Source organism: Streptococcus sp. V869, assembly GCF_054353515.1.
This window is the reverse complement of sequence record NZ_JBTHHW010000001.1, coordinates 853,111-875,442: the sequence shown is the minus strand read 5'-3', so window position 1 is coordinate 875,442 and position 22,332 is coordinate 853,111. Positions and strand designations below refer to the sequence as shown.

Genomic DNA, 22,332 nt, shown 5'->3' with positions numbered 1-22,332 from the left:
AGAAATAAAGGTCTGACTTGTCAGATGAAAACGGATGGTACCGCGTGTCAACGCTCCGAGTGGAGTTTTTGGCATGTGGTTTTCTTTTTTTCTGATAATCGACTGATGGAGGAATTATGTCAACTATTGAAGAACAATTAAAAGTGCTTCGTGAAGAAACGCTAGCTAGCTTGAAGCAGATTACTGCTGAAAATGAAAAAGAGATGCAAGAATTGCGTGTCTCAGTCCTTGGGAAAAAAGGGTCACTGACTGAAATCCTTAAAGGGATGAAAGACGTTTCTGCAGAAATGCGTCCTGTTATCGGAAAACACGTAAATGAGGCTCGTGACGTCCTAACAGCTGCCTTTGAAGAAACAGCTAAGCTCTTGGAAGAAAAGAAGGTTGCAGCTCAACTAGCAAGTGAGAGCATCGATGTGACGCTTCCAGGTCGTCCAGTTGCGACTGGTCACCGTCACGTTCTTACACAAACTAGTGAAGAAATCGAAGATATCTTCATCGGTATGGGTTACCAAGTCGTGGATGGATTTGAAGTAGAACAAGACTACTACAACTTCGAACGTATGAACCTTCCAAAAGACCACCCAGCCCGTGATATGCAGGATACTTTCTACATCACAGAAGAAATCTTGCTCCGTACCCACACATCTCCAGTTCAGGCGCGTGCGATGGATGCCCATGACTTTTCTAAAGGTCCTTTGAAGATGATCTCACCAGGGCGAGTATTCCGTCGTGATACAGACGATGCGACCCACAGTCACCAATTCCATCAAATCGAAGGTTTGGTTGTAGGAAAAAATATCTCTATGGCTGACCTACAAGGAACGCTTCAGTTGATTGTCCAAAAAATGTTTGGTGAAGAGCGTCAAATCCGTTTGCGTCCATCTTACTTCCCATTTACAGAGCCTTCTGTTGAGGTTGACGTCTCATGCTTCAAGTGTGGTGGAGATGGCTGTAACGTATGTAAGAAAACAGGTTGGATCGAGATTATGGGTGCCGGAATGGTTCACCCACGTGTCCTTGAGATGAGTGGTATCGATGCAACTGTATACTCTGGCTTTGCCTTTGGTCTTGGTCAAGAGCGTGTAGCTATGCTTCGTTACGGAATCAACGATATCCGTGGATTCTACCAAGGGGATGTCCGCTTCTCAGAACAGTTTAAATAATGATTAGAAAAGTAGAAAAGGCAGATGTTGGGGTGTTGTCCCAGATTGCCAAACAAACCTTTCGTGAAACATTTGCTCATGATAATACGGAAGAGCAGTTACAGGAATACTTTGAAGAGGCTTATAGTCTGAGAGTTTTGTCAGCTGAGTTGGAAAATCCTGAATCAGCGACCTATTTCATTTTGCATGAAGAGGAGATAGCTGGTTTTCTCAAAGTCAACTGGGGGAATGCTCAAACCGAGAGAGAATTAGAGAACGCCTTTGAAATTCAACGCCTCTATGTGCTACAAACATACCAAGGATTTGGACTTGGTAAGCAACTATTTGAATTCGCTTTGAAACTTGCCGAAAACAATGGTTTTTCCTGGGCTTGGCTAGGTGTTTGGGAGCATAATACAAAAGCTCAAGCATTTTATAATCGATATGGTTTTGAAAAATTTAGCCAACATAGTTTTATGGTTGGGCAAAAGGTAGATACGGATTGGTTACTGAAAAAGAAATTAAGGTAAGAAGATAATTCTTCTATATGAAATGATAGGAAAGGAAAAAAACTAGAGTGGCAACGGTCATTCTGGGAAACTAAATTATGTTAGTATCATACAAATGGTTAAAAGAATTGGTGGACATTGATGTGCCATCACAAGAGTTGGCTGAGAAAATGTCAACTACAGGGATCGAAGTAGAAGGTGTGGAATCACCGGCTGCCGGTCTCTCAAAAATTGTTGTCGGTGAGGTCTTGTCTTGTGAAGATGTGCCAGAAACTCACCTCCATGTTTGTCAGGTTAACGTTGGCGAAGAAGAAGCTCGTCAAATCGTCTGTGGAGCACCAAATGTGCGTGCAGGCATCAAGGTCATGGTAGCTCTTCCAGGTGCTCGCATCGCGGACAACTACAAGATCAAAAAAGGGAAAATCCGTGGCTTGGAGTCACTTGGGATGATCTGTTCCCTTGGTGAATTGGGGATTTCTGACTCTGTTGTACCGAAAGAATTTGCAGATGGGATCCAAATCTTGCCTCAAGATGCTGTTCCAGGAGAAGAAGTCTTTTCTTATCTCGACTTGGATGACGAAATTATTGAACTTTCTATCACTCCAAACCGTGCAGACGCTCTTTCTATGCGTGGAGTCGCTCATGAAGTGGCAGCCATCTATGACAAGGCAGTCAACTTCAAAGAATTTACCTTAACAGAAACCAATGAATCTGCAGCTGACGCTCTTTCTGTCAGCATTGATACAGACAAGGCGCCATACTATGCCGCTCGTATCTTGGACAATGTTACCATCGCTCCAAGTCCACAATGGTTGCAAAACCTTCTCATGAATGAAGGAATCCGTCCGATTAATAACGTGGTGGACGTGACCAACTATATCCTTCTTTACTTTGGTCAGCCGATGCATGCCTTTGACTTGGATACCTTTGAAGGAAGCGAGATCCGTGTGCGTGAAGCACGTGCTGGTGAAAAATTGGTAACCTTGGACGGTGAAGAACGTGAGTTGGAAACAAATGACTTAGTGATCACTGTCGCAGACAAACCAGTTGCTCTTGCAGGTGTTATGGGAGGTCAGGCTACAGAAATCTCTGAAAAATCTAATCGTGTCGTCCTTGAAGCTGCTGTCTTCAATGGCAAATCTATCCGTAAGACCAGTGGTCGCCTCAACCTTCGTTCTGAATCTTCTTCTCGCTTTGAAAAAGGCATCAACGTGGCAACTGTCAATGAAGCCCTTGATGCAGCAGCCAGCATGATTGCAGAGCTTGCAGGTGCAACAGTACGTAAGGGCATTGTTTCAGCAGGTCAGCTTGACACTTCTGATGTGAAAGTTTCTTCAACTCTTGCTGACGTCAACCGTGTCCTTGGTACAGAGCTTTCCTACGCGGATGTAGAAGATGTCTTCCGTCGTCTTGGATTTGGCCTTTCTGGGAATGCAGATAGCTTCACAGTAAGCGTACCACGTCGTCGTTGGGATATCACTATCGAGGCTGACCTCTTTGAAGAAATCGCTCGTATCTATGGCTATGATCGCTTGCCAACTAGTCTTCCAAAAGATGATGGGACAGCCGGTGAATTGACTGCTACTCAAAAATTGCGTCGTAAAGTTCGCACCATTGCGGAAGGAGCAGGACTGACTGAAATCATTACCTACGCTCTGACAACTCCTGAAAAAGCGATTGAATTTACGACTACACCAAGCAACTTAACAGAGCTTATGTGGCCAATGACTGTTGATCGTTCAGTCCTCCGTCAAAATATGGTTTCAGGTATTTTGGATACCGTTGCTTACAACGTAGCTCGTAAGAACAAAGACTTGGCTCTTTACGAGATTGGAAAAGTCTTTGAGCAAACGGGTAATCCAAAAGAAGAATTGCCAAACGAAATCAATAGCTTTGCCTTTGCTTTGACTGGCTTAGTTGCTGAAAAAGACTTCCAAACACCAGCAGTCTCTGTTGATTTCTTCTATGCTAAAGGAATTCTTGAAGCCCTCTTTGCTCGCTTGGGTCTTGAGGTGACTTATACAGCAACACAAGAAATCAAGAGTCTCCACCCAGGACGTACAGCCTTGATCTCACTCGGTGATCAAGTGATTGGTTTCCTCGGTCAAGTGCATCCAGTTACGGCCAAGGCTTATGATATTCCAGAGACGTATGTAGCAGAGCTCAACCTTTCAGCTATCGAAGCAGCCCTTCAACCAGCCGCTCCATTTGTGGAAATCACCAAGTTCCCAGCGGTGAGCCGTGATATCGCCCTTCTCCTCAAAGCTGAAGTGACCCACCAAGAAGTGGTCGATGCCATCAAAGCTGCAGGCGTGAAGCGTTTGACTGATATCAAACTCTTCGATGTCTTCTCTGGCGAAAAACTAGGACTTGGTATGAAGTCAATGGCATATAGCTTGACCTTCCAAAATCCAGAAGATAGCTTGACTGATGAAGAAGTCGCACGCTACATGGAAAAAATCCAAGCTTCTCTCGAAGAAAAAGTGAATGCAGAAGTGCGTTAAGAACCTTCAATCCATCCCTTGGGATGGATTTTTTTATCTTGGTAAATGCATGGTATTGGAAAGATAAATAAATGTGAATTTTATTATTTTTTGTATAAAAAATTCCTAGCAAATTCTACTTATAAAAATGTACATAAATCCTTGTAATGGCTAAAAAAAGGAGTATAATGAGGATAAGATTCGTAGGAGGTGGAACATGTTAGAAATCCGCAATCTTGAAAAAAGCTTTGGTCCTAAACAAGTTTTATTTGGTGTAGATTGTCAAGCACGGTCAGGACGTATTTTGGGTCTGATTGGGAAAAATGGAGCTGGGAAAACAACTATTTTCCACAGTATTTTGAAATTTTTGGATTATCAGGGAGAGATTCAGTTTGATGGCCAGGAAATTCGTCAGGAAACCTATGCTCGGATTGGCTATTTACCCGAAGAACGTAGTCTCATGCCTAAGCTGACAGTTCTTGAACAAGTGCGTTATTTGGCAACATTAAAAGGCATGGATGCAAAAGAGGTCAAAGAAAAACTCCCTCAATGGATGGAAAAGCTGGAAGTTAAAGGAAAATTGACAGATAAAATCAAGAGTCTCTCAAAAGGGAATCAACAAAAGATTCAGCTCATCATTACTTTAATGCATGAACCAGATTTGATTATTCTCGATGAACCCTTTAGTGGTTTAGATCCAGTTAATACCGAGTTGCTCAAGCAGGTTATCCTCAAAGAAAAAGAACGTGGAGCGACCATTATCTTTTCTGACCATGTCATGACAAATGTCGAAGAGCTGTGTGATGATATCCTGATGATTCGTGATGGGCGTGTAGTCTTACATGGACCAGTCCAAGATGTCCGTAATCAATACGGTAAAACGCGACTTTTTGTTGCAAGTGAAAAAACTCAGGAAGACTTGGAAAATCTCCCTCATGTCACTCATGCTAGCTTGACCAAGCAGGGGATTTGGAAGCTTATTCTAGATGACGAAAATGCTGGTCAGGAGCTTTTTGCAATCTTGACACAAGGACATTACATTGCCACCTTTGACCAACAAGCTCCGACAATCGATGAAATCTTTAAACTAGAATCAGGGGTAGAAGTATGAGAAATATGTTGGTTGTAATCAAAGAAACCTATCTACGTCATGTCAAATCCTGGAGTTTCTTCTTTATGGTAATCTCGCCATTTCTCTTTATCGGCTTGTCTGGAGGAATCGGGTATCTCCAAGGTTCCTCCCTAACTCAGAATAATAAGGTGGCAGTTGTTAGTTCGGTCCCTGCTGTAACAGAGGGTCTTAAATCGACAAATGGCATTAACTTTGACTATAAGGATGAAGCTAGTGCCCAAGAAGCCATCAAGGATGAGAAAATAAAAGGTTATCTGACCATTGATCAAGAAGATAGTGTACTTAAGGCGGTCTATTATGGAGAGACTTCACTAGAGAGTGGCATTAAATTAGCTGTGACTGCTAAGTTGAATGAACTTCAATCCCAACTCAACCGTTCAGAAGCAAATTTGTCTCAGGAACAGGAAAAACGTTTGGCGCAAACAATTCAATTCACAGAGCAGATAGATGAAGCCAAGGAAAATAAAAAGATGGTTCAGACCTTTGCGGCTGCAGGACTAGGTTTGTTTCTTTATATGATTTTGATTACCTATGCTAGTGTCACTGCTCAAGAGGTAGCTAGTGAAAAAGGAACAAAAATTATGGAAGTGGTATTTTCAAGTATTCGTGCTAGCCATTATTTCTACGCACGGATGATTGCCTTACTTCTTGTCATTTTGACTCATATTGGTATCTATATTGTAGGCGGACTTGGAGCAATCTTATTCTTTAAAGATATGCCCTTATTAGCAAATTCAGGTATTTTAAGCCATTTGGGAGAAGCCTTTTCGGTCAATACCTTATTGTTTGTCTTAGTCAGTCTCTTTATGTATGTGGTTTTGGCTGCCTTTCTAGGTTCGATGGTTTCTCGGCCTGAAGACTCTGGTAAAGCCTTGTCGCCTTTGATGCTTTTAATTATGGTAGGATTTATTGGAGTAACTGCCTTAGGAACATCTGGAGATAATTTGGTTTTGAGGATTGGCTCATATATCCCATTTATCTCAACTTTCTTTATGCCTTTTAGAGCTATTAATGGTTATGCAAGTAGTTTAGAAGCATGGATTTCGCTTGCTATAACAGTTGTATTTGCCGTGACTGCAACAGCCTTTATCGGACGTATGTATGCCAGCCTAGTCCTTCAAACAGATGACTTAGGCATCTGGAAAACCTTTAAACGAGCTTTGAGCTATAAATAAAGTAGTGGACCTGAGAGTGTATCTCCCAGGTCTTTCAATTAGCTGAAATATTTCACATTAATTTCTTCTAAACCTTTGACTAATAAAGAAAATTATCGTACAATAAAGAGTACGTGATAAAATGAGACCAGAGTTTATTTGCTCTGGCGTTAGTAGTAAAAAAAGAGGAGAAACGCTTTGGAATTAGAAGTATTTGCTGGGCAAGAAAAAAGTGAACTATCTATGATTGAGGTGGCTCGTGCCATCTTGGAACAACGTGGTCGTGATCACGAGATGCATTTTAGCGATTTGGTTAATGAAATCCAAAACTATCTTGGTACCTCTAATAGCGATATTCGCGAAGCACTACCTTTGTTCTATACAGAGTTGAACTTTGATGGTAGCTTCATCTCTCTTGGAGATAACAAATGGGGTCTTCGTTCATGGTATGGAGTAGATGAAATTGACGAAGAAATCATTGCGCTTGAGGAAAGTGATGATGAGGAAGTAGCTCCTAAAGCTAAGAAAAAACGCGTTAATGCCTTCATGGACGGAGATGCTGATGCCATTGATTATGGCGCAGATGATCCAGAAGATGAAGATGCCTACCAAGAAGATCCAGCTCTTTCTTATGATGATGAAAATCCAGATGATGAGAAGAACGAAGTAGAAGCATACGACGCTGAAATCAACGAAATTGCACCAGATGATCTTGGAGAAGATGTCGATCTTAATGAAGAAGATGACGAAGATTCTGAGGATGAAGAAGAATAATACAAAAAAGCAAGGGAAATTTCCTTGTTTTTTTAATGATTGTTCATACTTGAAGGTAAGACACTAAAATCTGATAGTCAATTTGATTTGACAAATGAGTCAAATTGAGGTAAGATATTGTTCGGGCACCTCTTTTAGAGGTCGGAGCTCCCTAGTTATTAGGGAGCTATTTTTGATTTTCCAGGAACTTTTATCCTGGATTGTGGTTATTGATGAAGGTCTTGTTTTCTATCTCCCCTACTAGTGAGCAGGACCTTGAGCATTTTAGAAAGAGGAATCTATGTCTACGAAATATATTTTTGTAACTGGTGGAGTGGTGTCGTCTATTGGGAAAGGGATCGTTGCAGCGAGCCTTGGACGTCTTTTAAAAAACCGTGGTTTGAAGGTGACCATTCAAAAATTTGACCCTTATATCAATATAGACCCAGGGACCATGAGCCCATATCAGCATGGGGAAGTCTTTGTAACTGATGATGGGGCTGAGACAGATTTGGACTTGGGTCACTATGAACGTTTCATCGATATCAACCTCAATAAATACTCAAACGTGACAACTGGTAAAATCTACAGCGAAGTTCTTCGTAAGGAACGCCGCGGTGAATATTTGGGTGCAACTGTCCAAGTTATTCCTCATATTACAGATGCCTTGAAAGAAAAAATCAAGCGTGCTGCTCTTACGACAGACTCTGATGTCATTATTACAGAGGTTGGTGGAACAGTCGGCGATATCGAGTCCCTTCCATTCTTAGAAGCTCTTCGTCAGATGAAGGCAGATGTCGGTGCTGATAATGTTATGTATATCCATACAACTTTGCTTCCTTACCTCAAGGCAGCTGGTGAAATGAAAACCAAGCCAACTCAACACTCTGTTAAAGAATTGCGTGGTTTGGGTATTCAACCAAATATGTTGGTCATCCGTACTGAAAAGCCAGCTGGACAAGGGATTAAAAATAAACTAGCCCAGTTCTGTGATGTGGCACCAGAAGCAGTTATTGAGTCCTTGGACGTGGATCATCTTTACCAAATCCCACTTAATCTGCAAGCACAAGGTATGGATCAAATCGTTTGTGACCATTTGAAAATTGATGCACCTGCAGCAGATATGACAGAGTGGTCAGCTATGGTTGATAAGGTCATGAACCTCAAAAAACAAGTCAAGATTGCTCTTGTTGGTAAATATGTTGAGTTACAAGATGCTTACATTTCCGTTGTTGAAGCCTTGAAACACTCTGGTTATGCCAATGATGCAGAAGTGAAGATTGATTGGGTTAATGCCAACGATGTGACAGCTGAGAATGTGGCAGAACTCCTATCGGACGCTGACGGCATCATCGTTCCAGGTGGTTTTGGTCAACGTGGAACAGAAGGTAAGATTGAAGCGATTCGCTATGCGCGTGAAAATGATGTACCAATGCTGGGAGTCTGCTTGGGTATGCAGTTGACCTGTATCGAGTTTGCCCGTAATGTCTTAGGTCTTCAAGGAGCTAATTCAGCAGAGCTAAATCCTGATACCAAATACCCTATCATCGATATCATGCGTGATCAGATTGATGTTGAGGACATGGGAGGTACCCTTCGTTTGGGACTTTATCCTTCTAAGTTAAAACGTGGTTCTAAGGCAGCTGCAGCTTATCATAACAAAGAAGTGGTGCAACGCCGTCACCGTCACCGTTATGAATTTAACAATGCTTTCCGTGAACAGTTTGAAGGAGCAGGATTTGTCTTCTCAGGTGTTTCACCAGACAATCGCTTGGTCGAAATTGTTGAAATCCCAGAAAACAAATTCTTTGTGGCTTGTCAGTACCATCCAGAGCTTTCAAGTCGCCCAAACCGTCCAGAAGAACTCTACACTGCTTTTGTGACAGCTGCAGTTGAAAATCGTAAATAGTAGAATAAACCTTTGAGAGTCAACTCAGAGGTTTTTATTTGATTTCAGTATCATGAAAATCTGGAAAATCAGCTCTGAATTTGGTAAGATAAGATTATGGATTTTGAAAAAATTGAACAAGCATATACCTATTTATTAGAAAATGTCCAAATCATTCAAAACGATTTGGCGACTAGCTTTTATGACGCCTTGATTGAACAAAATGGGATTTATCTAGATGGTCAAACCAATCTGGAACAAGTCAAAAAAAATAACCATGCCTTAAAACGTTTGGCACTTCGAAAAGAGGAGTGGCTACGGACCTATCAATTTTTGTTAATGAAGGCAGCGCAAACAGAACCTCTTCAAGCCAACCACCAGTTCACGCCAGATGCCATTGGTCACTTGATGATTTTTATCATAGAACAGCTTTGTCCTACTGAAGATCTAAGTCTGTTAGAGTTAGGTTCTGGAATGGGCATTCTGGGAGCTATCTTCTTAACATCCATGAACAAAAAGGTTGATTACCTTGGAATAGAGCTAGATGATCTCTTGATTGATTTGGCAGCAAGCATGGCTGAAGTTATGGATCTACAAATGGGCTTTGTCCAAGGAGATGCAGTGCGTCCACAAGTATTAAAAGAAAGTGATATTATTGTGAGCGATCTACCGGTCGGCTACTACCCAGATGATCAGACAGCCTCGCGTTATCAAGTAGCAGCTAAAGATGAACATACCTATGCTCATCATCTGTTAATGGAACAATCACTCAAGTATCTTAAGACAGGTGGTTATGCAATTTTTCTAGCTCCAACGGACCTTTTGACGAGTCCTCAGAGTGAACTTTTAAAATCATGGCTGACTGAAAAAGCCCAACTAGTAGCAATCATAGCTTTACCAGATGATCTCTTTGCACACGGAGCTCAGTCTAAAACAATTTTTGTTCTACAGAAGAAGACGGGAGAAGCGATTGAACCATTTGTTTATCCACTTACGAGTCTTCGTGCCCCTGAAATTTTGATGGAATTTAAGGAAAATTTTCAAAATTGGTGTCAAGAACATGAAATCTAATGTAAATTTTGATATAATAGTTGAAAACGCTTAAAAAAGGGGAAAAATTATGTCTAAAACAATTGCAATTAATGCCGGTAGCTCAAGTTTGAAATGGCAACTGTATCAAATGCCAGAAGAACAGGTTCTTGCTAAAGGTTTAATTGAACGCATTGGTTTGAAAGATTCTATCTCAACAGTTAAATTCGATGGTCGTGCTGAAAAAGAAATCACTGATATTGAAAATCATACTGTTGCTGTTAAAATTTTGCTTGATGACTTGATTCGTTTTGATATTATCAAATCTTACGATGAAATCACAGGAGTTGGACACCGTGTTGTTGCTGGTGGTGAAGTCTTTACAGACTCTGTAGTAGTAGAAGGTGACGTATTGGCTCAAATCGAAGAGTTGGGTCTACTTGCACCACTACATACTCCAGCTAACGTAGCCGGAATTCGCGCCTTCAAGGAATTGTTACCAAACGTAACTAGTGTTGCTGTTTTTGATACATCTTTCCACTCAACTATGCCTGAGAAAGCTTACCGCTACCCACTGCCAACTAAATATTACACAGAAAATAAAGTTCGTAAATATGGTGCTCACGGAACTAGCCACCAATTCGTAGCTCAAGAAGCAGCAAAACTGTTGGGACGTCCACTTGAAGAATTAAAATTAATTACATGTCATATCGGTAACGGTGGTTCTATTACTGCGGTTAAGGGTGGAAAATCTGTTGATACATCTATGGGATTCACACCACTTGCAGGTGTGATGATGGGTACACGTACTGGTGATATCGATCCAGCTATCATTCCTTACCTTATGGAACATACAAATGATTTTAATACACCAGAAGATATAATCAATGTATTGAACCGTGAGTCAGGTTTACAAGGTATTTTTGGTAAATCTAGTGACATGCGTGATGTAGAAGCAGCGATGGAAGCAGGTGATCCTGATGCAACCTTGGCTCTTGAAATGTACGTTGACCGTATCCAAAAACATATTGGACAATACTTGGCAGTCCTAAACGGAGCTGATGCTATCATCTTTACGGCTGGTGTTGGTGAAAATGCAGCTGATGTACGTGAAAAAGTTATCACTGGTATTTCTTGGTTCGGTTGTGATGTAGATCCAGAGAAAAATGTTTTTGGTGTAACTGGAGACATCTCTACAGATGCTGCAAAAATTCGTGTCCTTGTCATCCCAACTGATGAAGAACTTGTTATTGCGCGTGATGTTGAACGTTTGAAAAAATAAACGATAAGAAAATCGACCTTCTCAATAGAGAGGTCGATTTTTTATATTGTTGACGAGTATTTACCATTTGGTAAGCGAAACTTCACCGCTATTGAGCCAGATTTTTTCACCAGTGGCTAATTCTATCTGCAGTTGGCCCTGATCCGAAATGTCACATGCTTTTCCTGAGATGATTTCCTGATCCTTCTTGAAGGAAACTCCTTTTCCTAAAACAATTGATTGTTTTTTATAAAGATAAAGTAGCTCATCGGCATCTGTTTCGTAGAAACATTTCCAAATTTCAGCAATCAATTCATTGCGAGTAATGGGGCTGCTTTGAGAAAAGAGACTTCCAGCTTTTCCTTGCAGATTTTTGGGAAAATCAGCGATAGAAAAGTTGATTCCAACACCAATAATAACATCTGTAACAAGTCCGGTTTCGATAGAAGTAATGGCTTCTGTTAGGATACCGGCTATTTTTTTCTGATTTAGATACAGATCATTTACCCACTTGATGTCTAAATCAATTAAGCTCAAATTTTTAACAGCCTTATAAATAGCAGCTGCAGTCAAGAGTGTGTAAGCTGGTAAATCTAGATAAGAAAGATTAGGTTTTAGGTGGAGGGACATATAGATTCCCCCCTTGTCTGGAGAGTAGTAGGGACGCTGAAATCGACCACGGCCCATCGTTTGGCTAGTTGAGAGGTAGAGTGTATCTCCTTTGGTACCAGCTTCCATGGCCTCCTTAGCATCAGTCTGGGTCGATTTGGTGATAGGTTTAAATTGAACAGTGATAGGGCTGTTGTTTTCGATTTCTTGAGGTAAGATAAGGTCTCCACGAAGAAGTTTGTAGCCACGGTTTTTGATGCTGTCAATTTCTAAACCTTCCTGTTGGAGACGCTGAATCGCTTTCCAAACAGAAGTTCGAGAGAGGTTTAATAGTTCAGCAATTTTTTCTCCACTTAAATAATCAGTTTCACTAGCTAATATTTTATAAACTTCTTGGTAAGATTTCATGGTAGAGCCTTTCCGGGAAAATTAATTTAATTGTACCATAATTTTACAAAAGATAGACTGCTTTTATGAGAGGAATCCTCGTTTCTTATAAAGTTTTACCAAGTTTTAGTTAGGATGATATAGAAAAAGTGGTTTTCAAATTCTTTGAAAAATGGTAAAATGTTTTAATAGTTTATATATCTGAGCTCTAAGGCACAGAGAGAAAGGATCTGTTGTGAAATCAATAGGTATCATTGAAAAATTGAAAGGCTTCTCTAAGCAAGAACTTATCTTGCTAGCTGTTATTCTAAGTATTTTCTTGCCTTTTTATATTTTCGTCATTATTTTTATCGCTTATTTAATAGGTCTGATATTTACAGGAGAAATGAAGGGGATTCTAAAACGACTCTCTAACCATGCTATTCTTCTTTTATTTATTGGCTATAGTGGTGTCATCTCTCTTCTGGCTCAAAATGTCATGGGGATGGTTGCTACTTTAGGAATGTTCCTCTTTGCGATTTTCTTTTACTATTACCAGGCTCATCTAACTCCTAAATTTTTTAGATTGGTATTACAAGGGATTTTATCGCTTAGTGTGTTAGCCTCAGTTTTCGCAGCTCTAGAGCATTTTCAAATTGTTAAGAAATTTGATTATACCTTCTTATCACCAAAGATGCAGGTTTGGCATCAGAATCGGGCTGAAGTAGCCTTCTTTAATCCTAACTATTATGGGATTATCTGTTGTTTCTGTATCATGATTGGTTTTTATCTGATAAGTACGACTAGATTAAGATGGTTGAAAATCTTCTCAGTGATTGCAATCTTTGCGAATTTATTCGGGCTCAACTTTACTCAAAATAGAACGGCATTTCCAGCTATCATATTTGGTGCGATTATTTATCTTTTCACTACCATTAAAAACTGGCGTGCTTTCTGGTTAAGTATTGGAGTCTTTGGTATCGGCTTGGCCTTTCTCTTCTCGAGTGATTTAGGAGTTCGAATGGGAACACTTGATTCATCTATGGAAGAACGTGTGTCTATCTGGAATGCGGGGATGACCTTATTCAAACAAAACCCTTTCTGGGGAGAAGGTCCACTAACCTATATGCACTCTTATCCACGTATTTTTGCACCTTATCATGAACATGCCCACAGTATCTATATCGATACGATCCTGAGTTACGGTGTAGTAGGGACGGTATTATTAGGGATTGCCTCTTCAGACCCAATCCGAAAATTAATTGATATGAGTCAAGTACCAAGTAAACGACCGATTCTTGGACTCTATCTTTCATTTTTAACAGTCGTAGCTGTGCATGGAATATTTGACTTGGCCCTCTTCTGGGTTCAGTCTTCATTTATCTTCCTTCTAGTGATGTGTAGTCTACCACTCAAACATAGTATGATTGCAGAACTTGTTGATTAACAAAAAAAGATAGTAGAAATTTCCATATCTACTATTTCTTTTTGTTGCAATTATTGAATAGCCTGAAGCAAGTCTTCTGCTTGTTGTTTCAAAGAAGCAGTAACGCTGTCTTCGAGAACTAATTTACCATCTGCCCAAGCAGAATCATTGATACTAGCTGCAGTAAATTCACCTACGATTTGCGTACGGATGAATGGCAAGAGGTCTTTGTAAATCGCAAAGAGCTGATCATGACCTGCATTCGCAACTGAAGATACTGTAACAATCTTATCTTGAAGAGCAGATGCTCCACGGGTATCAGACAAGTCGATGGCACGTGAAAGCCAGTCAAGCAAGTTTTTCACTGTTCCAGGAATTGAGAAGTTGTAGACTGGAGAGAAAATCCAGATGGCATCAGCAGCTAAAACAGCTTCACGAGCAGCCGCAACAGATGGAAGAGTTGGAACTTCAAGTTCTTGGTTGAAGAGAGGAATGGCTGAGTAGTCAAGGTAGCTTACCTCAGCTTTTCCAGCAAGAGCTTTTTCAGCTTCTAGGGCCATTTGGTGGTTAAAAGAACCTTCACGAAGTGAACCAACGATAAATAATACTTTTTTAGACATAGGATGTCTCCTTTAAATTTTAATCAGAGTTTTATCTGTTGTTACAATATATGTTACAACAAATGATAATCATTTGCAAATCATTTGCTCACAAATTAAAAATCAATGAATTGTAAGATTAAATTTCTAAATGACGCATGCAGAAAAGCCTGTGGAATCAATGGTTAGTGCTTTAGTTTGAAAGTCTAACAACATCTGGGATATCAAGAAGCCCTCCCTTTATTCACTTGTAATTCACTTGGATAGATGGTAAAATAGACGAGTGAAAAAGAGACAAAAAAAAGAAAAAAATTCCCTATTATTTCAGTATACTATTGGGCTAACCTTGCTGGCTCTAGTTGTGACTTCTTCCTTTCTCTATTTGGTATGGCTTAGTATGAAACCTTATCAAACTGCAAAGGTAGAAGGTGAAAGACTTGCTAAGCAGTATGCGAATCTAGAAACGGTTAACCAGATTGATATTTTTAATGGTTTAGAAAGCTATTACAGTGTTCTTGGTCAAGATAAGAATCAGAAACCCATTGCTGTTTTAATAGAAAAAAGCAACAACAATATTTATGTTTACCAACTAGAAAATGGAACTTCTCAAGAAAAAGCAGAAGCAGTTGTCAAAGAAAAAGGAGCAACTGAGATCGACAAGATTACTTTCGGACGGTACGCTAATAAACCTGTCTGGGAAATCAAGTCTGGAGGAGACTATTATCTAGTAGATTTTGAATCTGGTACCCTAATCGAAAAGGAGAAGCTATGAAACTATCCAAGCGTGTATTAGAAATGGAAGAAAGTGTCACTCTGGCTAGTGATGCAAGAGCAAAGAAGTTAAAGGCTGAAGGAAAAGATGTTCTTTTCTTAACTTTAGGTCAGCCCGATTTTCATACTCCTGAAAATATTCAAGACGCTGCTGTTGCAGCCATTCGAGATGGGCGTGCTTCTTTCTATACGGTAGCGTCGGGTTTGCCTGAGTTAAAAGCAGCAGTCAATACCTATTTTGAACGTTATTATGGCTATTCTGTGGCAGCAAATGAAGTCACTTTTGCTACAGGTGCCAAGTTCTCCCTTTATACTTTCTTTATGGCTGTGGTCAATCCAGGCGATGAGGTCATTATTCCAACACCATACTGGGTCAGCTATGGTGACCAGGTGAAAATGGCTGGTGGTGTTCCAGTCTTTGTCCAAGCCAAGGAAGACAATCACTTTAAAGTAACTGTAGAGCAATTAGAAGCAGCTCGAACAGATAAGACCAAAGTCTTGGTACTAAACTCACCCTCTAATCCGACTGGGATGATTTATTCTCGTGAGGAACTCTTAGCCATCGGAAACTGGGCAGTTGAACACGATGTTCTCATTCTTGCAGACGATATTTATGGTCGTTTGGTCTATAACGGGAATGAGTTCGTCCCAATCTCAAGTCTGTCAGAAGCTATTCGTAAGCAAACCATTGTCATCAATGGAGTGTCTAAGGCCTATGCTATGACAGGATGGCGTGTTGGTTATGCAGTGGGTGATCCAGAAATTATTGCTGCCATGAGTAAATTGACTGGTCAAACAACTTCTAACCTAACTGCTGTATCTCAATACGCAACAATCGAGGCCTTAACTGGACCGCAAGACTCTGTAGAAACCATGCGCCAAGCTTTTGAAGAACGTTTGAATACCATCTATCCTCTCTTGTGCCAAGTCCCTGGATTTGAGGTTGTCAAACCGCAAGGAGCTTTCTACCTCTTCCCAAATGTTAAAAAAGCTATGGAGATGAAAGGATATACAGACGTAACAGCATTTACAACGGCTATTCTTGAGGAAGTTGGTCTGGCCTTGATTACAGGAGCTGGATTTGGAGCACCAGAAAATGTCCGTCTCAGCTATGCGACAGACTTGGAAACTCTTAAAGAAGCCATTCGTCGTTTGCACCAATTTATGGAAAAATAAGAAGCTTAACCTCCGTCTTAATAACGGAGGTTTTTATTTTTAAAAACTTATGAATTTCTGTCAAACTAGCTAGCTATCAGGCATTATTTGTGGTACAATAGTGGGTAATAATGTCTTTGGACAAGTTAAACGAATAAAGGAAGATAAATGATGACAAAACGTGTAACAATTATCGAAGTAAAGGACTACGTTGGTCAAGAAGTGACTATCGGTGCTTGGGTTGCTAACAAGTCAGGAAAAGGGAAAATTGCCTTCTTGCAATTGCGTGATGGAACAGCCTTTTTCCAAGGTGTAGCTTTTAAACCAAACTTTATCGAAAAATTTGGAGAAGAAGTAGGTCTTGAAAAATTTGACACCATCAAACGCCTAAGCCAAGAAACTTCTGTTTTTGTGACAGGGATTGTTAAAGAAGACGAGCGTTCTAAATTTGGTTACGAGCTCGATATTACAGACATCGAAGTTATCGGTGAATCTCAAGATTACCCAATCACTCCAAAAGAACACGGTACAGATTTCTTGATGGACAACCGTCACTTGTGGTTGCGTTCACGCAAACAAGTAGCTGTCATGCAAATCCGTAATGCTATTATCTATGCAACTTATGAGTTCTTTGATAAAAATGGCTTCATGAAGTTTGATAGCCCAATTCTTTCAGGAAATGCAGCGGAAGATTCAACTGAATTGTTTGAAACGGACTACTTTGGAACACCAGCTTACTTGAGCCAATCAGGTCAACTTTATCTGGAAGCTGGTGCTATGGCCCTTGGTCGCGTATTTGACTTTGGTCCAGTATTCCGTGCTGAAAAATCTAAGACTCGTCGTCACTTGACTGAGTTCTGGATGATGGATGCAGAGTATTCATACTTGACCCACGATGAGTCACTTGACTTGCAAGAAGCTTATGTTAAAGCGTTGCTTCAAGGTGTTCTAGATCGTGCTCCTCAAGCCTTGGAAACCTTGGAACGTGATACAGAGCTCTTGAAACGCTATATTGCTGAGCCATTCAAACGCATCACTTACGATCAAGCCATTGATCTCTTGCAAGAGCATGAAAACGATGAAGACGCTGACTATGAACATCTCGAGCATGGTGATGACTTCGGTTCACCACATGAAACTTGGATTTCAAACCACTTTGGTGTACCAACCTTTGTCATGAACTACCCAGCAGCTATCAAGGCCTTCTACATGAAGCCAGTCCCTGGTAATCCAGACCGCGTTCTTTGTGCAGACTTGCTCGCACCAGAAGGTTACGGAGAAATCATCGGTGGCTCTATGCGTGAGGAAGACTACGATGCCCTTGTTGCGAAGATGGAATCTCTTGGCATGGATCGTACAGAGTATGAATTTTACCTTGACCTTCGTAAATACGGTACAGTACCACACGGTGGATTTGGTATCGGTATCGAGCGTATGGTAACCTTCGCAGCTGGTACAAAACACATCCGTGAAGCCATTCCATTCCCACGTATGTTGCACCGTATCAAACCTTAATAACTATAAAAACGCCGTCTGGCGTTTTTATACTCTTCGAAAATCAAATTCAAACTACGTCGGCTTCACCTTGCCGTACTCAAGTACAGCCTGCGGCTAGCTTCCTAGTTTGCTCTTTGATTTTCATTGAGTATTACTTTAAATGAAAGAGGTGGAGAAAATGTAGGCAACTCTAGGTAAGTCTTTTAGAAACAATCATATTACTTATTGAAAGAGAGAAAACAATGTTTAAAAGAACTTACAAACGCAACATTCCACTCCTAGCAGGACTGGAATTTACATCTTATTTTGGGATTACCAGTTTTTGGATTTTATTTTTCATTCAGAATGGCCTTTCCTTGCTTCAAATCGGTCTCTTAGAGAGTATCTTTCATGGGACAAGTCTCTTATGTGAAATCCCTTCTGGTATGTTGGCCGATCGATTTAGCTACAAGACTAATCTCTATTTGGCTCGCTTGGCCAGTATTGTATCCTCTATCTTGATTTTGTTTGGTCAGGGGAATTTTTGGATCTATGCTCTTGCTATGATGGTCAGTGCTTGGTCCTATAATTTTGACTCGGGAACCAGCACCGCTTTCTTATATGATTCTGCGGTAGAAGCGGGTCAAAAGGACCGATATCTTCAGATTTCGAGCTTTTTGTCTGGTGTGGCAGAAGTCACCCGAACCCTAGGTACAGTTGTGGCAGGCTTCTTTATTCACGGAGCATTGGCTTGGACCTATCTAATTGCTATTGGATTATCATTTCTTTCTATCATTTTGATTTATTTTATGAAAGAACCAATGGCTAAGAGAGAAAAAAATGAAGTCTTAACCTTTAAAACGATTGTCCTGCAAGTTCGAAAAGAATGGCATGAAAAACCAGTACTCTTTTATTGGATGATGACTTATCAGCTAGTCGGAACACTCATGTGTATGTTTTACTTTTACTATCAGCAGAAAATAAGTGACTTAGCAGGATGGCAGGTATCGCTGGTCATGCTGATTGGTAGTGGCTTAAATCTTATAGCAGTTTATGTAGCTAGTCAAATTGGTAAAAAATGGAATAGCAATCGAGTTTTTCCGACTCTTGTTGCACTAACGGGCTTGGCCTTACTATTGGTGTTTTTTGGAACTCCCTTTGCATTTCTTCTCGTATATCTTTTAACCGATACACTCTATGCAGTCTATCAACCAATCTATTTCAATGATTTACAAGGCTATTTACCGTCTAGTGTAAGAGCAACTATGCTTAGTATCAATTCTATGCTCTTTAGTCTTTCAATGATTGTTATATTTCCACTGACAGGCTGGATGATTGATCGTTGGGGTCTTGTAGCGGTCTTTTTAGTTCTAGGTCTTATCTTGCTTTTAACCTACCCTATCTTAATAATCGGTCTAAAAAGGATGGGCAAGGTATTGGACAAGGACTTAAAAACTGAGTAAAGCACGAAAACCTATTTGCTCAAAGAATCATCCTGTGGTACAATAGCAAGAGGAAAAGGAGAAGAGCATGATTGATGTAGAAGAAATTCTAAGCAAGATGAATCCCAATCAAAAGATCAACTATGACCGTGTCATGCAAAAGATGGTTCAAGTTTGGGAAAAAAATGAAGAAAGACCAACGATTCTCATGCACGTCTGTTGTGCTCCATGTAGCACTTACACTCTAGAGTATTTGACCAAATATGCAGATGTGACCATCTATTTTGCAAATTCAAATATCCATCCCAAAGCTGAGTATCACAAGCGTGCCTATGTAACTAAAAAGTTTGTCAGTGATTTCAATGAACGAACTGGTAACCATGTCCAATACCTAGAAGCACCTTATGAACCAAACGAATATCGTAAACTGGTTCGAGGTTTGGAAGAAGAACCTGAAGGTGGGGACCGTTGCAAGGTCTGTTTTGATTATCGTTTGGACAAGACAGCACAAGTGGCTATGGACTTAGGATTTGACTACTTTGGCTCAGCCCTAACCATCAGTCCTCACAAAAATTCACAAACCATCAATAGTATTGGGATTGATGTGCAGAAAATCTACACCACTCACTATCTTCCGAGTGATTTTAAGAAAAATCAAGGCTACAAACGCTCTGTAGAAATGTGTGAAGAGTACGACATTTATCGCCAATGTTACTGTGGCTGTGTCTATGCAGCTCAAGCTCAAAATATTGACTTGGTACAGGTCAAGAAGGATGCAACAGCCTTTATGGTAGATAAGGATATCGAAAAAGACTATTCGCATATCAAATTTACTGTTACGAAGTTAGATATTTAAAGGAAAACCTGCCTCAAGGCAGGTTTTTTGCTTATAAAAAACGAGGTCAGGATTTTGTTCCTGACCTCTGACAACTTTACCGATTCTTTAGTTCTACGTAGCGTTTGTACCAAATGTTGACATAGGCTTCTGAGAAGGGGCCTCGTTCATTGTTGATCCAGTCAACAAGAATTTTAACATGCTCTTTCAAAATATAGTCTAAATCATCAGGATAATTCATCTTACGCTTATGACGTTCATACTCTTCGACGTCCAAGAGGCGTTTCTCACCATCTGTAAAAACTTTAACATCTAAATCATAATCGATGTATTTTAAAGCTTCTTCGTCTAGATAATAAGGGCTTGCCATGTTGCAATAGTAGGAAATCCCATTATCACGGATCATGGCGATGATATTAAACCAATATTTTTTGTGAAAGTAAACAATAGCCGGTTCTCGAGTCACCCAACGACGACCGTCACTTTCGGTAACAAGTGTGTGGTCGTTGACGCCGATAATAGCGTTCTCTGTTGTTTTTAGTACCATGGTGTCTCTCCAAGTACGGTGGAGACTCCCATCATGCTTATAACTTTGAATTGTAATAAAGTCGCCTTCTTTTGGAAGTTTCATAACTAACCAACTTTCTACAATTTATAAGTTTATCGTTTACTATTGTATCACATTTTTGTTTAAAGTTCTTAGTTTTTCATGAAAAAGTTAAAGATATTCTCTGAGAGCGCTGGCTATATCCGAAAAATCGTAGCCTTTTCTTGCTAAAACTTGTGTCAAACGTTGTTTCAGTTCGTATCCTTCATACTTTCGTGAATATTTTCGATATTGCTTGTCCAACTCTTTAAAAATTAGTTCCTGAACAGTTTCTTCTTCGACTTGGCTATCTAGTTGGTCAAAGGCTATTTTGGCCTCAGTGTATGAGAATCCTTTATTGGTTAGGCTTTGGATAATCTTATCTTGTAGAGCGCGGGCAGGTAATTTACCCTGATATTTTTTCAGTAGTTTTTCGGCTGTACGCTCTGCGACATCCGCCATATCAAATTCTTGTAAGACTTCTTGGATGATGGATTTAGCAACTCCCTTTTGAGAAATCTTCTGCATCAGCATATAGCTTCCCTTATCTCCTGATAGCTGATTGGAGTTGATAATAGCATAGGCATATTGTCGGTCATTTATCCAGTTGTCATCTTTTAGAGATTGGATGACTTTAGGTATGATGTTCTCATCGATTTCATGTTTACTTAGATAATCTCGGACTTCTTTTTCAGTACGAGCCTTGAAGGATAAGTGGTAGAGTGCTAGATTTTTACCGTAGGAAAATTGTGCAAAGGTCTGAATTTCTGCAAACTCTTCGGGACTAATGTCCTTATCCTTGGTCAGCATAAAGCGAACAATGGTATCCTCTGTAATATAGCAGGTTTGCTCCTTGTCAATTTCTAGCAGATAGAGTCTTTTTTTCTTTTCTAGTTTTGTGATTTTCATGGTTTTCCTTTTATCCGAATACTTCAAAGGCAGCAACGAGTCGAAGTTTGTTGCTATCAATCAGCTCTCTCCCGTAATAGTCGAGAAATAGTTCAGCGTATTTAGGGTCCTTCAGGTTATAGTTTAGGGACCAAACTGCCCAAAAGAGATCGATATGTCGGTCACTAAAATCAGCCAAACCAAGGTCAATAAAACAAGAGAAATGGCTGGCATCTTTAAGAATAAAGTTTGGTAGACAGGCATCTCCGTGAATAAAGGCATCTGTTTCTAAAAGGTGCCCTTGTTCTTGGATGAGTTGAAAGGCATCTTCGCGACTGTTAATCTGGAATTGGGGTAGGAGCGCCTTGACATAGAACTCCCCTTTTTCATAGTTTTTAAAGGCTCTTTCTTTATAGGCTTTTAAATGATTTTCTGAAGGAAAATTTTGTGGGTTTAAGTTGTGAAGCTTTTTAAGAGCCTCTGCCATTGTTCGGCAGATTTTTTCTGGCTGGTCTAAAAAAGCGAGTGCATTATGACCAATAGCTTCTTTCGTCAGAAGATAGTCTTTATCTGTAGATAGATAGTGGATGACTGGAGTTCCTATTCCTTCTTGTTCAAAGCAATTCGCAATGTTAGCTTCTCGCTCTAAACTTCCCTTTCGATCTATTTTCAAATAGTAACCTGAGTCAAGATAGAGAACCGTTGCTCTTGAATGAGAAGAGCTGTCAGAAAGGGTTGCCCCCTCTATATAAGTTCGTAATTGCTCAGGAAAATCCAATGGGGAAAAATGAGATGTCTCTGTATTCATGGTTTTATTGTAACATATTC

The 22,332-nt window shown here is 40.1% G+C and carries 20 protein-coding genes; 15 read left to right on the top strand and 5 right to left on the bottom strand.

From position 1 onward, the window contains the following. Window positions 1–116: 116 nt before the first annotated feature. The 9 genes from pheS (at window position 117) to ACXYSN_RS04240 (ending at window position 11,372) form a co-directional block, all read left to right on the top strand. Window positions 117–1,163 (top strand): phenylalanine--tRNA ligase subunit alpha, encoded by a 1,047-nt coding sequence (gene pheS / locus ACXYSN_RS04280; RefSeq protein ID WP_006150230.1) that lies wholly within the window; start codon window positions 117–119, stop codon window positions 1,161–1,163. Continuing rightward, window positions 1,163–1,672 carry an N-acetyltransferase family protein gene (locus ACXYSN_RS04275; protein ID WP_458636276.1) on the top strand — a complete coding sequence of 170 codons (510 nt, stop codon included), beginning with the start codon at window positions 1,163–1,165 and terminating at the stop codon, window positions 1,670–1,672. Before pheS ends, ACXYSN_RS04275 begins: the two co-directional genes overlap by 1 nt. A 77-nt stretch (window positions 1,673–1,749) precedes the next feature. Further along, window positions 1,750–4,155: a phenylalanine--tRNA ligase subunit beta gene (gene pheT / locus ACXYSN_RS04270; protein WP_458636275.1), complete on the top strand. Its 2,406-nt coding sequence runs from the start codon at window positions 1,750–1,752 to the stop codon at window positions 4,153–4,155. 196 nt (window positions 4,156–4,351) lie between these two features. Beyond that, a complete protein-coding gene (locus ACXYSN_RS04265; protein WP_458636274.1) occupies window positions 4,352–5,245 on the top strand; it encodes an ABC transporter ATP-binding protein in 894 nt (297 codons plus the stop codon). Continuing rightward, the gene (locus ACXYSN_RS04260; RefSeq protein WP_458636273.1) at window positions 5,242–6,441 is read left to right on the top strand and encodes an ABC transporter permease; all 1,200 of its coding nucleotides are present in this window, start codon (window positions 5,242–5,244) and stop codon (window positions 6,439–6,441) included. Before ACXYSN_RS04265 ends, ACXYSN_RS04260 begins: the two co-directional genes overlap by 4 nt. Before the next feature lie 177 nt (window positions 6,442–6,618). Next, window positions 6,619–7,194, top strand: a complete 576-nt coding sequence (gene rpoE / locus ACXYSN_RS04255) for a DNA-directed RNA polymerase subunit delta (protein WP_458636272.1) — start codon at window positions 6,619–6,621, stop codon at window positions 7,192–7,194. A gap of 280 nt (window positions 7,195–7,474) precedes the next feature. Continuing rightward, a complete protein-coding gene (locus ACXYSN_RS04250) occupies window positions 7,475–9,082 on the top strand; it encodes a CTP synthase (RefSeq protein WP_458636271.1) in 1,608 nt (535 codons plus the stop codon). 96 nt (window positions 9,083–9,178) lie between these two features. Next, complete coding sequence (locus ACXYSN_RS04245; RefSeq protein ID WP_458636270.1) at window positions 9,179–10,132, top strand: class I SAM-dependent methyltransferase; 954 nt, start codon at window positions 9,179–9,181, stop codon at window positions 10,130–10,132. 49 nt (window positions 10,133–10,181) lie between these two features. Further along, window positions 10,182–11,372, top strand: a complete 1,191-nt coding sequence (locus tag ACXYSN_RS04240) for an acetate kinase (protein WP_235083873.1) — start codon at window positions 10,182–10,184, stop codon at window positions 11,370–11,372. 60 nt (window positions 11,373–11,432) lie between these two features. On the opposite strand, the gene birA is transcribed toward ACXYSN_RS04240, so the two are convergent. Continuing rightward, window positions 11,433–12,368, bottom strand: a complete 936-nt coding sequence (birA, locus tag ACXYSN_RS04235) for a bifunctional biotin--[acetyl-CoA-carboxylase] ligase/biotin operon repressor BirA (protein WP_458636269.1) — start codon at window positions 12,366–12,368, stop codon at window positions 11,433–11,435. A 214-nt stretch (window positions 12,369–12,582) separates the two neighbouring features. On the opposite strand from birA, the gene ACXYSN_RS04230 reads away from it, so the two are divergent. Beyond that, window positions 12,583–13,773, top strand: a complete 1,191-nt coding sequence (locus tag ACXYSN_RS04230) for an O-antigen ligase family protein (RefSeq protein WP_458636268.1) — start codon at window positions 12,583–12,585, stop codon at window positions 13,771–13,773. 50 nt (window positions 13,774–13,823) lie between these two features. Here ACXYSN_RS04230 and ACXYSN_RS04225 read toward each other — a convergent pair whose 3' ends face one another. Continuing rightward, window positions 13,824–14,372: an NADPH-dependent FMN reductase gene (locus ACXYSN_RS04225; RefSeq protein WP_458636267.1), complete on the bottom strand. Its 549-nt coding sequence runs from the start codon at window positions 14,370–14,372 to the stop codon at window positions 13,824–13,826. A 262-nt stretch (window positions 14,373–14,634) separates the two neighbouring features. Here ACXYSN_RS04225 and ACXYSN_RS04220 point away from each other — a divergent pair, with 262 nt between their 5' ends. The 5 genes from ACXYSN_RS04220 to ACXYSN_RS04200 all read left to right on the top strand — a co-directional run bounded on the left by ACXYSN_RS04220 (window position 14,635) and on the right by ACXYSN_RS04200 (window position 20,051). Continuing rightward, window positions 14,635–15,123: a cell wall elongation regulator TseB-like domain-containing protein gene (locus ACXYSN_RS04220; protein WP_458636266.1), complete on the top strand. Its 489-nt coding sequence runs from the start codon at window positions 14,635–14,637 to the stop codon at window positions 15,121–15,123. Beyond that, window positions 15,120–16,298: a pyridoxal phosphate-dependent aminotransferase gene (locus ACXYSN_RS04215; RefSeq protein ID WP_458636265.1), complete on the top strand. Its 1,179-nt coding sequence runs from the start codon at window positions 15,120–15,122 to the stop codon at window positions 16,296–16,298. Before ACXYSN_RS04220 ends, ACXYSN_RS04215 begins: the two co-directional genes overlap by 4 nt. 150 nt (window positions 16,299–16,448) lie before the next feature. Beyond that, entirely contained in the window at window positions 16,449–17,792 is a 1,344-nt protein-coding gene (gene asnS / locus ACXYSN_RS04210; RefSeq protein ID WP_414259647.1) for an asparagine--tRNA ligase, read from the top strand. Window positions 17,793–18,016: 224 nt separating this feature from the next. Continuing rightward, complete coding sequence (locus ACXYSN_RS04205; RefSeq protein ID WP_458636264.1) at window positions 18,017–19,216, top strand: MFS transporter; 1,200 nt, start codon at window positions 18,017–18,019, stop codon at window positions 19,214–19,216. Window positions 19,217–19,283: 67 nt separating this feature from the next. Next, on the top strand, window positions 19,284–20,051 hold the full coding sequence (locus tag ACXYSN_RS04200; RefSeq protein WP_254724449.1) for an epoxyqueuosine reductase QueH: 768 nt from the start codon (window positions 19,284–19,286) through the stop codon (window positions 20,049–20,051). Between the two features lie 76 nt (window positions 20,052–20,127). Here the strand turns inward: ACXYSN_RS04200 and ntdP are convergent, their stop codons facing one another. The 3 genes from ntdP to ACXYSN_RS04185 form a co-directional block, all read right to left on the bottom strand. Beyond that, complete coding sequence (gene ntdP / locus ACXYSN_RS04195; protein ID WP_004252157.1) at window positions 20,128–20,661, bottom strand: nucleoside tri-diphosphate phosphatase; 534 nt, start codon at window positions 20,659–20,661, stop codon at window positions 20,128–20,130. Window positions 20,662–20,748: 87 nt separating this feature from the next. Beyond that, complete coding sequence (recX, locus tag ACXYSN_RS04190) at window positions 20,749–21,525, bottom strand: recombination regulator RecX (protein WP_458636263.1); 777 nt, start codon at window positions 21,523–21,525, stop codon at window positions 20,749–20,751. A gap of 10 nt (window positions 21,526–21,535) precedes the next feature. Next, window positions 21,536–22,312: an aminoglycoside 3'-phosphotransferase gene (locus tag ACXYSN_RS04185; RefSeq protein WP_458636262.1), complete on the bottom strand. Its 777-nt coding sequence runs from the start codon at window positions 22,310–22,312 to the stop codon at window positions 21,536–21,538. Between the last annotated feature and the right edge of the window lie 20 nt (window positions 22,313–22,332).

Bases quoted from the DNA above. Each gene is read 5' to 3' on its own strand.
- ACXYSN_RS04185 (WP_458636262.1), bottom strand. From the start codon at position 22,312: ATGAATACAGAGACATCTCATTTTTCCCCATTGGATTTTCCTGAGCAA.
- recX (WP_458636263.1), bottom strand. From the start codon at position 21,525: ATGAAAATCACAAAACTAGAAAAGAAAAAAAGACTCTATCTGCTAGAA.
- pheT (WP_458636275.1), top strand. From the start codon at position 1,750: ATGTTAGTATCATACAAATGGTTAAAAGAATTGGTGGACATTGATGTG.
- ACXYSN_RS04250 (WP_458636271.1), top strand. From the start codon at position 7,475: ATGTCTACGAAATATATTTTTGTAACTGGTGGAGTGGTGTCGTCTATT.
- ACXYSN_RS04215 (WP_458636265.1), top strand. From the start codon at position 15,120: ATGAAACTATCCAAGCGTGTATTAGAAATGGAAGAAAGTGTCACTCTG.
- ACXYSN_RS04240 (WP_235083873.1), top strand. From the start codon at position 10,182: ATGTCTAAAACAATTGCAATTAATGCCGGTAGCTCAAGTTTGAAATGG.
- birA (WP_458636269.1), bottom strand. From the start codon at position 12,368: ATGAAATCTTACCAAGAAGTTTATAAAATATTAGCTAGTGAAACTGAT.
- ACXYSN_RS04200 (WP_254724449.1), top strand. From the start codon at position 19,284: ATGATTGATGTAGAAGAAATTCTAAGCAAGATGAATCCCAATCAAAAG.
- ACXYSN_RS04275 (WP_458636276.1), top strand. From the start codon at position 1,163: ATGATTAGAAAAGTAGAAAAGGCAGATGTTGGGGTGTTGTCCCAGATT.
- ACXYSN_RS04205 (WP_458636264.1), top strand. From the start codon at position 18,017: ATGTTTAAAAGAACTTACAAACGCAACATTCCACTCCTAGCAGGACTG.
- ACXYSN_RS04265 (WP_458636274.1), top strand. From the start codon at position 4,352: ATGTTAGAAATCCGCAATCTTGAAAAAAGCTTTGGTCCTAAACAAGTT.
- ACXYSN_RS04225 (WP_458636267.1), bottom strand. From the start codon at position 14,372: ATGTCTAAAAAAGTATTATTTATCGTTGGTTCACTTCGTGAAGGTTCT.
- ntdP (WP_004252157.1), bottom strand. From the start codon at position 20,661: ATGAAACTTCCAAAAGAAGGCGACTTTATTACAATTCAAAGTTATAAG.
- asnS (WP_414259647.1), top strand. From the start codon at position 16,449: ATGACAAAACGTGTAACAATTATCGAAGTAAAGGACTACGTTGGTCAA.
- ACXYSN_RS04260 (WP_458636273.1), top strand. From the start codon at position 5,242: ATGAGAAATATGTTGGTTGTAATCAAAGAAACCTATCTACGTCATGTC.
- pheS (WP_006150230.1), top strand. From the start codon at position 117: ATGTCAACTATTGAAGAACAATTAAAAGTGCTTCGTGAAGAAACGCTA.
- ACXYSN_RS04245 (WP_458636270.1), top strand. From the start codon at position 9,179: ATGGATTTTGAAAAAATTGAACAAGCATATACCTATTTATTAGAAAAT.